Origin of the sequence: Streptomyces sp. NBC_01618, assembly GCF_045209435.1 — a bacterium.
Classification (GTDB): Bacteria; Actinomycetota; Actinomycetes; order Streptomycetales; family Streptomycetaceae; genus Streptomyces.
The window spans coordinates 1-12287 of the sequence record NZ_CP109297.1; the positions used below are offsets into that span (position 1 = coordinate 1).

Below are 12287 nucleotides of genomic sequence, written 5' to 3' on the forward strand. Positions count from 1 at the left end.
GGAGGAACGACGCACGACCCTACGGGTCGTAAAGACGATAAACCCTCCGGGTTTAAACAATTCCTCCGAATTGTTTATGAATTCCTCCGGAATTCATGCGCAGACCTGGGATCGGCTTGAACTGGTTAAGCGTGTTCCGGTTTTCTTGTGGCGAAGGCTCAAGAGGTCTGGCTATATGGTGGGGTGGCGATGGCGCGCCTTATGGTCCGTCAGGGATTTGGTGAGGTGACAGGGCGAGAGCTTCTGACACGCCGTCACCTCAGCCCCTCTTGAACCTTGCGAGACCAGACTACCCAACGACAAGACCGTACCAGCGAAACCATCTGCATCACTTTGCGATGCAGGGTAGAGACTGTGAAAACATGCCCCCTACCAAAGGAGCCAGATCACCGGCCGAGCCTCAACGGGACTGACCACATAATTCACCGCAGCCAGGAAAGCACAGACAGAAAAGCAGTGACCAAGTCACAGGGACCGATTCCACAGGAGATCCGGTGAGCCCGGACAACCGGGAGGCCTGGCCCCTTCGTTGTGGCGCAGCACGGACCCGAGCGGGAAGAGTCCGGCCGTACGCCAACCGGGCGCGCCAGCGCCCGAGCGCGGAGGCCCCGCCGACGCGCAGCCCAAACCCCCAACCCCGATCCCACCTCTTCTCTCATTCGGGCAGGGGTAAGCGGCAGCAGAGGGGATGTCAGCGGGCAGACCATGCGCGGGAACGTCGGTTGACCTGCGGATACGTCGACCCTCTCAAAGAGGCTCGCGCAAGAGATGGTGCAAGAGATGGTGCGGGTTCGGCGTTTCGGGTGTCTCCTGTCCATCGAGAGTGTATTATTGATTTCCTGGTCAAGCGGCAACCTGACTGGGACTCAATCACCAACCCGAGGAGCTCTCTCGGACGCGAAAACCATTGACGCGGCAAGCCGACTCACGATCCATATTGCTGGAGATCACGAGACCAATGCATCCATCGGTCTGACGATCATTCCCCTTCTCAAGATCCCGACAGCCATCATCGAATTCAGGCACCCTACCGGCGCGCGTGTTTGGTGGGAAGGCTGGTGCGAGGCCGCCGAAATGCTCGACAGGATTTTTCCCGAGCAGGTCGACGCGGGCGAATTGCGTGAACCCGAACTCACCATCAATTCGTTTGTGATTCTGGATGGCGCGCCCCGTCGCGCCAAGATCCGGGCCCGCAGCGCGGCAGTGAGCCCAGACGGAATCGGCGCACTGTCTGTCACCGTCGGGGGCCTGACGATCGCGTGTGCGTCGCGGAACGCGGTTGAGTGTCAGGTGCGTGGATGGCGCGAGGCGTACGACATGTTCGCCCGTGACGGAGGATTCGGACTACCGTCCGCCGACGAGGTGGCCGCGCGCGTACGAACCAACCACGCCCGCCACGCGGTCAAGCTGTCCACGCCCGCACGGAATCAAGCTGTCCACGGCCGCCGAACGGGCAGGCCGGACGCAGTGACGCGCCCAGGGTGGGGCGACCGGCGGTCACCCCACCTTCCCGGAGTCACAGCCAACAGAAAGGGGACACCATGATGGCCACAGGACCGATCAGCCAAGGGCAACGGGTGCGGATCGAGCGCCGCCCCACCCAGAACCTGGCCGCCTCAGGGCCGGAGGTGTGGGAAGGCACGGTGTTGCAAATGTCCTATGTAGACGACGAGTTGACCGGCGTCGAAATCTACGGCAAGCGCGAGAGCACCGGCGAGACCAGGCGGGTCACGTTCAGCCTCACCCCGAACCAGTTCTTTCGTACGACAGTGACGCTGGTCGAGTCGGCGTAACTCGCCATGTCCGGGGGGTGATTGTGGGTTGAGATCACCCCCCGCAAGAGCGTGTTATTGATTCTGCTAGCGAGCGGCAACTCGCTCGGCACCAACTCACCCACCCGAGGCAGGGACACGATGAGCGAGTACGAAGACCACGTACGGCAGAGCCTTGAAGGCCAGCACGATGACCCGAGCGAGGATCTCAGCATGGACGCGATGCGGTGGACTCCCGCACCCGTCAGCGAAGCCGTGACGGACGAGGCGCTGCACATCGCAGCCGACACGGCGCAAGCGTTGCTCGACCGCGCAACCGACGCGTACCTGTCCCTTCTTAACGCCGTTCTCGGCGACGGGACACACCACATGGTGGCCAACGCCAGCATGCCGCACGGCGAAGTCACCGAGGGCCAGGAACTCACCGTGATGGGTGACGCCCTGATCATCAACGAGGTCGCATCTATGCGGGTGTGCGCTGCGATCGCGGCTGGCATGGTCGGGTGCGCCACCGGCGGACTGGTCGTGCGTACCTTCGCCCCCGACGGGTCGGAGTTCGTACGCGGCTGGAGGGTCCGGAACTTCTGGCTTCGCCCGCTCACCGCCGACGACATCCGGGAGGCGTACACCGTCGATACCGAAACCGGCGCACCGCTGGCCCCGGAACCGGGCGTTGAGTACCGGCAGGCCGAGCGAGTGCCCCGCCCGGAGGTGGACGGGAGCAGCGCGAGCACCGGCCGCACCGCGCCCACGGACAACCGGCCCCCGAACCGCCGCAACTGAGCACCACCCCGCCGGGCCGGTCGAGCGACCGGCCCGGCGGGAACGCCCCTGGCTCCCCCTGCCCTGCCTCCCGGTGTGAGCGGCAACTCACCCGGCACCAACTCACAGTGGAGTGACTCGACATGACCGCGAACCCGTCCCCCGCCAGCAGCACCCGCACCCCTGCCCAGGAGCCGGCCCCGACCCCTGCCGAAGTGCCGGCGCCCACCGCCCCGACCGCCGATCTGCCCCGCAACCTCGTCCAGCTCGCCGCCCGCGCGGAAGCGGCCGGATGGACGGCCGCCGTCGAGACGCAGCCCGGGCACTGCGCGCTGCTGCTCACCGCCCGCCAGGAGCCCAGGGAAACCGTCCTGCGGTGCGTGTGGAGGCTCACCGCCCGGGGCTACCGCTGGGACGGCGCCCCCCTGGCCCGCAACGGCCAGCAGGCCGCCGAGGGCATCGCATGGCGTGCCCTGGGGGACCTGCTGGTCGCCGAGGCGCCCACCGCCCCCACGGCGCCGGTCCTGTCTGCCTACGGCGAGCGGGTCGCCTCCCCCGTGACGGCGGAGGTCGTCTCCGCTTCCATCGCCGCCGCCCCGGCAGATGGGGTCCCCGTCATGCTGCGCCCGTGGATCAAGGCCACCGTCCCGCTGGAGTTGTACCCGTCGCGGTTCGTCGGGCGCGACTACGTCGGCGCTGACTGCCTGCTGACGCCCAAAGGCGACGACGCCGCCCCGGACACTCAGCCGGTCCTGTCGGTGCTCCCCTCCGACTACCTCACGTCGAACGCCGCCTACCTCGAAGATCTCGCCGCGTACGCCGTGGCGGAGGGCCGCACCGACGAGGAGGGGGCCGCGTTCGCCCGGTGGGTGATCTCGTCCGAGACCCTGACGCTCGGAGTCTACGGCTCGGCGTACGAGCAGTGGGTGCGGTCGCTCACGTGCACCATGACCGCCCGCTACGCGGTGCTCACGTACTCGCGGATGAACGGTGCAGCGCTCCGCCTGGAGTGCGGGTGCGGGCAGCGTCACCCCGGTCGCCCGTGGGAAGGCGCCACGGTGTGGAATGACGAGGGGTGCCACTACTCCAGCTCCAGCGCCGTCCCCCTGGACCGCGTCGCCGACCTGATCACTGCACGCGGGTACCAGGTTGCAGGTGAGTGGTCGCACGGCGACGTTGTCCGCCGGGTGGCCGTCGGGCCGACCGCTCTTCCCGGAGCGGAGACGACGCCGACCGTGGCCGCAGCGGACGCCCCACCGTCTGACCCGGGAACGGCCGAAGCGTGGGAGTCCGACGGCGGAGCCTGCCCCGGAGTCGAGCCGCCCCGCGGCCCCGAACCGACCGCCACCACCGGCCCGCAGGAGCCCGAGCCGACCGGAGACGCCCCCGCGGCCCCTCCCGCCGCCCCGTGGGCGGACGAGGTGGCCGAGCTGCCCAAGAACGGGCGGAGGCTGGTCGAGGCAGCGACGGCGAGCGGGTGGAAGGTGACCGTCACGACCAAGCTCGTGCAGGGCGGCTACGTACGCGCGGTCACGGTGTCCGGTGAGTTCCCGGTGCGCACCGGCACCCAGGGGTTCACCGCCCGGTGCGTATGGGACGGCGCCCGCTACTGGGGGTCCGTCTCGCAGCGCAACGGCCGCCACGGCGCGGCATTCCGCGAAGTGCTCGCGTGGGTGCGCGACGTGCAAGCCGTCAACCGCGCGGACGAGGAGGCCGGCCGGACCGTGTGGGGACGGGACGCAGCCGAGTGGCGCCGCCAGCTCGGCGACGCCGTCACCAAGATTGCCGAGGCAGCAGCCGAAGCACGGGTCGAGCACGGCCAGGTGACCGGCACCGCCGCCGAGCGCGCCGGGACAGCTCTGGCCGCCGCCGAGCAAGCGCACCGGGATGCGGTCGACGCCCTAACCCGCGCCCAGCGCGGCTACCGGGAGACCCGGGGCGAGGACGCCCGACCGCTTGCGGCTCAGCGGGATGCGGTGCTGGATGCGGGCAGCGGGTGCGCGCAGCCCTGGAGCAGGTCAAGGACGCACCGCGCGCGACCGAGGCCAAGGCGCTCGCCCTGGTGGCGATCGCCGAGGGCGAGAGCGAGTTGCAGGCCCAGGAGGAAGCGTGGCGGACACGGCTTGCCGCCGAAGGACGGGAGCCCACCGCCGCCGCGTACGGGCGGCTCATCCAGATGTTCGAGGACCCCCAGCGCGCGTGGGTGTCCTGGCACGCCGAGCACGGGCACGCCGGCGAACCCTTCCACGAGGCCTACGACCGGTGGACCGAGGAGCGGCACGGCAAGGGGCCCGGTCCGCGTACACGCTGGCGTACCTCAACGCGAGCGCCGCCCTGAAAGCCGCGCGCGGAGCACTCGCCGTCGCCGTCGGAACCGCCACGGCCGGAGAGGAGGGCGAACGGCTCGTACGGCTCGGCAAGGACTGCCGCCACCGCAGCTCCCAAGATGCCCTGGCCTCTTGGCTGGAGAGGGGTTGGAAGGCCGACGTCCGGGCCGCCGAGTTCGCCGAGCAGCACCCCGAAGAGGCGGAAGCCGTACGGGGCACGCGGCTCACCGTCGACGGAGTCGAGGACTACCGCCGCGCCGAGCGCGAAGCCTGGGAGGCCGAGCGCGCGCAGGCCGCCGCCAACACCCCGTCCTGACCCACCCCCACCCGCCCCGGGCCGGTCCGAGCGCGCGAGCCCGGACCGGCTCCCTGGAGGAGGCGCAGCTATGCGACTGAGCAAGCGCCGCGCGACCACCCTGAACCGACGCACACGGTTTCTACACCAACACCGGAAGCAGCGAGGGACGTTGCCGTGCCTGGAGACCAACGGGACCCAGGTCTACGCCTACTGGAAACGCGGTGAAGGCCTGGACGTGTCCGTCCATCTGGACACCGGCGAGGTACCCGCTGACGTGATCAGCCCGGATGGAACGATCCCGATCCGGATCACTGTCAACGGTGACTGCGTCTTCAGTGCCGACTGATACGGCAGAAGCGTTGAACCCCACCCCATGAGGGAGTATTATTGATTTTGCGGATGAGCGGCAACTTGCCCGCCACCAACCCAACTCGCACCAAAAGGACAGGGCATGGACTGCATCGAGACCAAGCACGTGGCCGCCGAGCTCAGGAGCCGTCTGAAGGATGCGTTCCCCGGCGTGAAGTTCAGCGTGCGCAAGGGCACCGGTACCGCCTCCGCGTGGATCTCCGCCTACTGGACCGACGGCCCCTGGACGGCCGACGTCGAAGCGCTCACCTGCCCCATGCAGGGCGCGCAGTTCGACGGCATGGAGGACCGCTACGAGTCCACCGGCAACACGGTCACCGTCACCGTCAAGGGCCGGAAGGTCACCGGTACGCCGCTGGTCGACGGCATCAACAATCACCGGGATGTCTCCGAGGACGCGCTGAAGGCCGCTACCGCCCTGTGGTCCGAGGCCAACGGCGGCACCGCCCCGGACACGGGCGGCATGCTCGGTGCGTGCGTCGTCGACGGCCACGCCATCCGGGAGAACTGGGCCGCGCAGCAGGTGTACCAGGTCGCCAGTGACATCGTCCTGCCGCAGCGCTGGGCCGCCGCCAAGGAACAGACCACCGCCCAGGCCGCCCGTCCGGCGAGCACCCCGGGTGAGGGCGCGGAGGGACTCACCCTCACGCACACGGACGAGGACGGGATGACCGTCACCGGTACGCGTCCAGGTGACGGCGCCGCCGACGTGCTGAAGCGTCACGGCTTCAAGTGGCACCGCAAGAACCGGTACTGGTACGCCCCTGGCAGCCGTGACCAGCAGGCCGACACCGAGTTCATGGCCGCCGTCGCCGCCGATCTGCGCGCCGCCGACCTGAGCGTCACCACGGCCGTTCCCGAGCCGACCCCCACCGCCTGAACCGACACCCGACCGGCCGGGCGCCCCAGGCGCCCGGCCCACCGAGCGGAGCCCCATGTCCACGTACTCCCCCACTCAGCCCGCCGGCGATCGCCCGCGCCAGTCCGACCCCGGCACCGTCGAGGCCTGGGAGACGGACGGTGGAGCCTGCGCCGGCGTCGAGACCCCCCGCGCCCCGCAGACCGCGCCGACCGCCCCCCGCAGGGCACAGACCTACATCGCGCGCTGCGCGGTGGGAGCCTCCGGGTACCGCACGGCCGACGGACTGGCCCTGACCGTGCACCGCGCCGACACGTTCGGCGGTCCGGCCCTGTGCGGTGCTGCCCCGGCGTGGTGGGAAGCCGTCGACCCCGGACAGGCCATGCGCCGCGCGTCGTGTCACTGGTGCCTGAAGATCTGGACCGAGCGCACCGGACTCGGCCGCCGCGAGCAGACCGCCGACCGCATGCGGTGGCCCGTCTACCGGTCCGAGCGCAACTACTACGGCGGGCTCAGCAGCGTTCACGACGGCTGGGTCACGCAGTTCGACCGCATCATCGGACACCGCCGGTGGAGCTTCTACCACTCGTCCACCGCGGCCGGTGTCCGCATCACCGCCTACCCCAAGGACGCCTACCGCGAGCGCAAGGAGCTCTGGTTCCCCGCCGCGCCGCAGCCGACGCCCGCCAGCGCGTAGGGCCACGGCGCACCGCCCCTCTCACCGCCGGTCCGGGACGGCACCCCGGGCCGGCGCACCACCTCACCCCGAAAGGCGGCACGCCATGCCCGGAAAGCTCAGCAAGGAGCGGGGCCGCGCGCACGGAACAGGCAGCCGCAGCCGGAAGCCCAGGCCGACGGCTTCACGCACCGCCACCGCACCCAAGGCCGCGCAAGAGACCGAGTTCGGCGACGGCCGCGGGAACACGTTGTTCTAAAAGGAATCGATCACCCCGTAAAGGTGTATTATTGATTTTCCGGATGGGCGGCAACTCGTCCGACTCCACCCACAGGAGGACGCACGATGACCACGATCCGCCGTAACTGGACCAAGCGCGTGACGGAGATCCGCACGGCGGCCCGCACTTGCCGCGCCTACGACTCCGAGAGCGGCAACATCGTGCCGGTCGACCCGGCCCGCGCGTTCGAGGCGTGGGAGAGCACGCCGCGCGCCAGGCTCACCGAGGACACCCCCGGGCAGAAGTGGACGGTCCATGTTCACTCCAACCGCTTCTACGTCCTCACCGCCGAGGACCCCGGCACCGGCCCGGAGGACACCGCGCCGACCGCCGAGACTCCCGCGCCTCCCACCGCCGCTCCGAACGCCGGACCGGCCGAGGCGCACGACCGCAGCGCGGCCCGCGCTCTCGCCCGCCACAGGCAGGCATCCGACGTGCCCGGCCGCGACCACCCGACCGACCGCCTGCCCGCCCTGGCGGTCGAACTCGCGGGAAAGACCGTCCGCGTGAAACGCGCGCAGGGCTTCAGACACGAGCAGATCCGGGACCAGTTCGAGCAGCAGCGCGCCGACGCCCGGGCCGCCGGGGACTCCGGAAAGGTGACGGCCACGGAAACGATGCTCACGGTGCACGCCGCCATGGAGGCCGAGGAGACCGCCGCCCAGGCGTCCACCCGCCCCGCCGACGACTCCGACGGCCGAAGCCTGCTGTCCCGCATCGATTCCGTCCTGCACGAGGCAGCCGTCACCGACGACCCCACCGTCAGCCACGACGCCATGCGGTCAGTCCCCCTGGCCGACCCGGACGAGATCATCCACGCCTACACCCGCGCCCGGGCTCTGGCGGACGGAGTGCTTGTCGCCGCCGACGCCGACTTGGCCCGGGAGGCCGGTTTCCGAGTGCCGGTCGCCCTCACCAGCGCCGTATGGGTGGCTGTACCACCGCTTCAACCTGAGCCTGCGCGACGTCGAGGAGCTGATGCTCGAGCGCGGCATCGAGGTCAGCCACGAGACAGTCCACCAGTGGACGCGCCGGTTCGGCCCGGCTTATGCCGCTGCTCTACGTCGGCGCCGTCCGGGGCCTGGTGACAAGTGGCACTTGGACGAGGTGTTCGTCAAAATCAACGGCGTGCAGCGGTACCTGTGGCGGGCCGTGGACCAGGACGGCAACGTGCTCGACATCCTGCTGCAGAACCGGCGGGACGAGGCCGCGGCCAGGCGTTTCTTCCGGAAGCTGATGAAGAAGACCCGGTCGGTGCCCCGGTGATCGTCACCGACAAGCTCCGCTCCTACGGCGCCGCCCACCGCCACGAGATGCCGTCGGTCGAACACCGCTCGCACAAGGGCCTGAACAACCGGGCCGAGAACTCCCACCAGCCGACGAGGCAACGCGAGCGCGCGATGAAAGGTTTCCGATCGGTGGGTGCCGCACAACGGTTCCTGGCCGCGTTCAGCGACATCTCACCCCACTTCCGACCCCGCCGTCACCTCCTCACCGCCCCGAACTACCGCGCCGAGATGATCATCCGCTTCGCGATCTGGGACCAGATCACCGGCGTCGCCAGCCTGCCCGCCGTACCCTGAGCCGCTGTCACCACCGAAGCCGAAACGCGTCGAACCGGCTCACACCCTCGAGCACTCGCTCAACCTGACAAAGCCTCCCGACGAGATGTGACCGCGGGCGTCTTGCCCAGGCTGCGTCTGGGCACGGCGGTCGTCCTGGCGGCGGTCGGCGGACCCTCGCCTGAGCCGTGAGGCGGCGCGGCGCAGCGTCGCGACGCGTCGGCCGTTCGGGCGGCGTATCGCAGGTCGTGGGCAAGCTCCGTCGGCTACAGCGCGGGCAGTGGGTCGGTGTAGTCGTCGACGCCGAGAAGGAGTACGTGGTGTCCGACGGCCTCCGTGGTGCCGTCGGTGACCTTCTCGACGTCGAGGCGCAGCCGGATGTGTCCGGCGCCTTCGCTGTTGGCCGCGAGGTCGTGTTCCAGCTCGTCGTCGAGGCGGTCCAGGGCGGCCTCGGCCGCGGCGTAGTCGGCCAGGTCCCGGGCGAGGAGGGTGCGGGTGGTGGTGTCGCGGAGCTGGTAGCTGGGCATCGAGCTCGTCCTTCGGTGAGGTGGTCAGGAGGTGGGGTCGGTGAGCCTGCGCGCCGCGTTCACCGCGCGGGACCAGACGTCGGGGCTGCCGCCGTGCTCGCGGGCGAGGGAGGCGGCAAGTCCCCGGACGTCGCCGCGCTCGCGCAGGGCGGCCAGTGCGATGACCGCCCGCCGGTCGGCCTCCGAGTGGGCCGGCGTGGCCGCGGGGTGGTGCTCGAGGGCGTTGCGGACGGCGTACTCCCAGGACCTTTGCGGACCGCCGTACTGCACGCTGAGCTCTGCCGCCAGACTCGGGTGGTAGCCGTCGCGCTCGATCGCCTCGGCTGCGTACTGCTCGGCGAGCTGCGTGGCGGTGAGCGGCTCGCCGCCGGCTCGGGTGCTCAGCTCGGCCGCGAGAACCTCCTCGAGGGCGGAGGGCCGGCCGACGGGCGCCTCGTCCTGCGGCCCGGGGCGGCGGCCGGCCTTGCCGAGCTTGTCCCCGGTGCGGTTCCGGTCGAAGTCCTGCAAGTCGCCGACACGGAAGCCGGGGATCATCCGGCCGGTGGGCCCCTCGACCTCTCCGACGGAGTCCGGGAAGTAGTCGGGGTTGTCCCGCCGGTACTTGCGGATCACCGAGGGCCCATTGAAGTTCAGCAGCGCGGCGGCCTTGTTGATGGAGACGATGTCCTCGGCGTTGAGCTCGTACAGCTCGGGGTCGGCCTTGAGAACCTTGCTCGCCTTGTCCTGCTGGAACCAGGTGTAGAAGGCGCGGAACTGCTCCTCGTCGTAGAAGTCGGTCCCGTCGATGCGCTCCTTCTCCGGGTGGCGGTGCTCCTTGGGCTGCTCGTCGCGCACCTTGTACCAGCGGGCCGCGGTGCCGACGCTCGCGCCAGTGAACTCGCGGATCCAGTCGCGGTTGACCACGGCACGGCCACCGATGACGCGACGCTGCGGGTTCAGGGGCTTGGTGGACATTGCACTCTCCGGTCCGGTCCGCGGCCCTATACTGAGGGCCTGCTCCTCTTGTTCCGCCGACGCTCACGCGCCGGCGGCGAGATGGGTTGGTGAAGGTGGTCGGCGGGACGTTCGGCCGGGGTTGCCGCCCTGGGTCGACACCCTCGTGAGAGGGTGCCTTCCGCCGCCCACCATTTTGTTACCGCTGTTTCGCGTAATCAATATGACGCTCTTGATGGGTGGCTGTCAATCTCGCCGGCGCACACCCCGCCACGAAGCCGCCCTCCACTCCCGTTCGAAGCGCGGCACCTGCTTGTTCTGTACGTGATAGGGAGCGGTCACCATCAGCTCCTCCACCGTCGGCAGCTCCGACTCTCTGCGTCGCATCCACGTCCGAACCCGCCCGTAGCGCTCGTCCGCCTCGACGGGGTAGCCGTGCCGCTCCGAGACGGTGCGCAGCCTCCAGCCCACAGCAGACGCGCGGCCCACGTGGACCCGCTCCACCGAGCGCATCGGCCGCCCGCGCCGGGTGGGGTCCGCCTTCGAGACCGGCAGGATGCGCCGCACGTGGTACAGCACCCACGGGCAGGTGAGCTCCTCCTTGAAGGCGGCGAGGACGGGCCGGTCCTTGCCGCGGCCGGGGTCGAACTGCTCCAGCAGGCTCCGGCGGCCGAACAGCTTCGCCTGCGGGTTGAGGCTGGCCGACGTGTACTCCAGGCGCAGCACCCGTCCCGCGATCTCGGGATGGGCGCGCATCCGGTCCAGGTGTGCGTCCATGGCTCCCATGGAGACCGGGAAACAGCAGAAGCTGCAGTAACTCTTCTCCCACCGCACACCGAACCGCTTGTACAGGAACGCTTCGTACCGCGCGCGCCCACCTCCAGTCGATCAAGGGGTACATGCCCTGGCGCAGCGGGTTCTTGCTCGCGGCCTCGTCCCGGCGGCGTTGAACCCCATCACCTGCCTGAACGGCCGGTCGCCGATCTCCTGGTCGATCCAGGCGTCTCCGACTTCGCCCTTGGCGTGCAGGCTGCAGAGCCGAATGCCGCCCTGCTGGGGAACGGTGCCGCTCGTCCCACAGCGCCCAGGGTCCGCGTTCGATGATCCGCTCGGGCTGGCGGGAGTCGTCCATGACCACGATCTCCAACGACCGGCTCGCCCGGGCGACTTGAACGAGCCGGACCCGGTGCTTGCGAAGGAGCAGCAGCACGTACTGCTCCGCATGGCGCGGGTGGCCGGCCACTCGTCCCCGGTGAGCTCGTGCAGCACCACAGTGCGGGCCAAGTCGACTCCGTGGGCGGCCGGGTCCTCCAGCATCTTCACCATGTACGTGGTCGAGTCGACCCCCAAACCCCAGTTGATGACCAGCTCGACGCCCTCGCCGCCGTGACGGGGTACGGCGTTCACGAGGCCGCACCCTCTTGGTCGGCCCCTCGCCGGGCCCGTCGCCCACCTCGGGCAGGCCGGTTCGTTCTATCGAGGGCTTCGGACCGTGGCCGTGGACGGCACTTTGCTGCACGTGCCTGACGAGGAGGGTGCATCACATTCGGCACCTGAAGGATCTGAACACCCGGGGGCGGGCTGCCAAGCCCGCCTGGGCTCAGATGATGGCCGCGCGTCGTCGGAAAACCCTGGTCGTCTGCCGCGTCTGCCACGAAGGAATCCACTACAGCGGACGTCCTTCGCGGCAGAACTCATGAGAAAGAAAAGGCACTGGAGAGCCGGATGCGATTAACGTCGCACGTCCGGTTCGGTGGGGGGCCGTTGGAAAAGGGCCTGGTTACAGGCACCTCGCTGGCGGCCTACCCAACCGCACGGCGAGTTCGGAGAGCGGCCTGAGGAAACGGACCGGGAGCAATCCCGGCACCGCGCCTCAGGTCGACTCACCGACTTCACTGGCCGACGTGCTCCTGGGCTCCCGC

13 protein-coding genes and 2 pseudogenes are annotated in these 12287 nt (G+C 69.7%); 12 read left to right on the forward strand and 3 right to left on the reverse strand.

What is annotated here, in order from left to right; translation table 11 throughout:
* The first annotated feature begins 768 nt into the window (after positions 1-768).
* The 10 genes and pseudogenes from OH735_RS00005 (at position 769) to OH735_RS00050 (ending at position 8926) form a co-directional block, all read left to right on the forward strand.
* Positions 769-1545: a hypothetical protein gene (locus tag OH735_RS00005; RefSeq protein WP_406378311.1), complete on the forward strand. Its 777-nt coding sequence runs from the start codon at positions 769-771 to the stop codon at positions 1543-1545.
* Positions 1542-1793 carry a hypothetical protein gene (locus OH735_RS00010; protein ID WP_406378313.1) on the forward strand — a complete coding sequence of 84 codons (252 nt, stop codon included), beginning with the start codon at positions 1542-1544 and terminating at the stop codon, positions 1791-1793. Before OH735_RS00005 ends, OH735_RS00010 begins: the two co-directional genes overlap by 4 nt.
* 120 nt (positions 1794-1913) lie before the next feature.
* Positions 1914-2555 (forward strand): hypothetical protein, encoded by a 642-nt coding sequence (locus OH735_RS00015; protein WP_406378315.1) that lies wholly within the window; start codon positions 1914-1916, stop codon positions 2553-2555.
* 1975 nt (positions 2556-4530) lie between these two features.
* Positions 4531-4872: a hypothetical protein gene (locus OH735_RS00020; protein WP_406378317.1), complete on the forward strand. Its 342-nt coding sequence runs from the start codon at positions 4531-4533 to the stop codon at positions 4870-4872.
* Positions 4797-5177, forward strand: a complete 381-nt coding sequence (locus OH735_RS00025) for a hypothetical protein (RefSeq protein WP_406378319.1) — start codon at positions 4797-4799, stop codon at positions 5175-5177. Before OH735_RS00020 ends, OH735_RS00025 begins: the two co-directional genes overlap by 76 nt.
* 70 nt (positions 5178-5247) lie before the next feature.
* Complete coding sequence (locus OH735_RS00030) at positions 5248-5505, forward strand: hypothetical protein (protein ID WP_406378321.1); 258 nt, start codon at positions 5248-5250, stop codon at positions 5503-5505.
* A 105-nt stretch (positions 5506-5610) separates the two neighbouring features.
* Positions 5611-6408, forward strand: coding sequence for an LPD29 domain-containing protein (locus OH735_RS00035; protein WP_406378323.1), 798 nt, complete (start codon positions 5611-5613; stop codon positions 6406-6408).
* Positions 6409-6463: 55 nt separating this feature from the next.
* Positions 6464-7084 carry a hypothetical protein gene (locus OH735_RS00040; RefSeq protein ID WP_406378325.1) on the forward strand — a complete coding sequence of 207 codons (621 nt, stop codon included), beginning with the start codon at positions 6464-6466 and terminating at the stop codon, positions 7082-7084.
* Between the two features lie 1035 nt (positions 7085-8119).
* Positions 8120-8215, forward strand: a pseudogene (locus OH735_RS00045) (hypothetical protein); the annotation flags it as partial.
* Between the two features lie 61 nt (positions 8216-8276).
* A pseudogene (locus OH735_RS00050) lies at positions 8277-8926 on the forward strand (IS6 family transposase).
* A gap of 245 nt (positions 8927-9171) precedes the next feature.
* Here the strand turns inward: OH735_RS00050 and OH735_RS00055 are convergent.
* From OH735_RS00055 to OH735_RS00065, 3 genes are all read right to left on the reverse strand, one after another.
* The gene (locus OH735_RS00055; RefSeq protein WP_406378327.1) at positions 9172-9432 is read right to left on the reverse strand and encodes a hypothetical protein; all 261 of its coding nucleotides are present in this window, start codon (positions 9430-9432) and stop codon (positions 9172-9174) included.
* Positions 9433-9456: 24 nt separating this feature from the next.
* Positions 9457-10386, reverse strand: coding sequence for a hypothetical protein (locus OH735_RS00060; protein ID WP_406378329.1), 930 nt, complete (start codon positions 10384-10386; stop codon positions 9457-9459).
* A gap of 225 nt (positions 10387-10611) precedes the next feature.
* Complete coding sequence (locus OH735_RS00065; protein ID WP_406378331.1) at positions 10612-11142, reverse strand: hypothetical protein; 531 nt, start codon at positions 11140-11142, stop codon at positions 10612-10614.
* A gap of 391 nt (positions 11143-11533) precedes the next feature.
* Between OH735_RS00065 and OH735_RS00070 the strand changes: the two genes are divergently transcribed.
* Together OH735_RS00070 and OH735_RS00075 are read left to right on the forward strand one after the other, a co-directional pair.
* Positions 11534-11755, forward strand: coding sequence for a hypothetical protein (locus tag OH735_RS00070; RefSeq protein ID WP_406378332.1), 222 nt, complete (start codon positions 11534-11536; stop codon positions 11753-11755).
* Positions 11756-11900: 145 nt separating this feature from the next.
* On the forward strand, positions 11901-12065 hold the full coding sequence (locus OH735_RS00075; RefSeq protein ID WP_406378334.1) for a hypothetical protein: 165 nt from the start codon (positions 11901-11903) through the stop codon (positions 12063-12065).
* Positions 12066-12287 lie beyond the last annotated feature (222 nt).

Bases quoted from the DNA above. Each gene is read 5' to 3' on its own strand.
- OH735_RS00005 (WP_406378311.1), top strand. From the start codon at position 769: ATGGTGCAAGAGATGGTGCGGGTTCGGCGTTTCGGGTGTCTCCTGTCC.
- OH735_RS00010 (WP_406378313.1), top strand. From the start codon at position 1,542: ATGATGGCCACAGGACCGATCAGCCAAGGGCAACGGGTGCGGATCGAG.
- OH735_RS00015 (WP_406378315.1), top strand. From the start codon at position 1,914: ATGAGCGAGTACGAAGACCACGTACGGCAGAGCCTTGAAGGCCAGCAC.
- OH735_RS00030 (WP_406378321.1), top strand. From the start codon at position 5,248: ATGCGACTGAGCAAGCGCCGCGCGACCACCCTGAACCGACGCACACGG.
- OH735_RS00035 (WP_406378323.1), top strand. From the start codon at position 5,611: ATGGACTGCATCGAGACCAAGCACGTGGCCGCCGAGCTCAGGAGCCGT.
- OH735_RS00040 (WP_406378325.1), top strand. From the start codon at position 6,464: ATGTCCACGTACTCCCCCACTCAGCCCGCCGGCGATCGCCCGCGCCAG.
- OH735_RS00055 (WP_406378327.1), bottom strand. From the start codon at position 9,432: ATGCCCAGCTACCAGCTCCGCGACACCACCACCCGCACCCTCCTCGCC.
- OH735_RS00060 (WP_406378329.1), bottom strand. From the start codon at position 10,386: ATGTCCACCAAGCCCCTGAACCCGCAGCGTCGCGTCATCGGTGGCCGT.
- OH735_RS00065 (WP_406378331.1), bottom strand. From the start codon at position 11,142: ATGGACGCACACCTGGACCGGATGCGCGCCCATCCCGAGATCGCGGGA.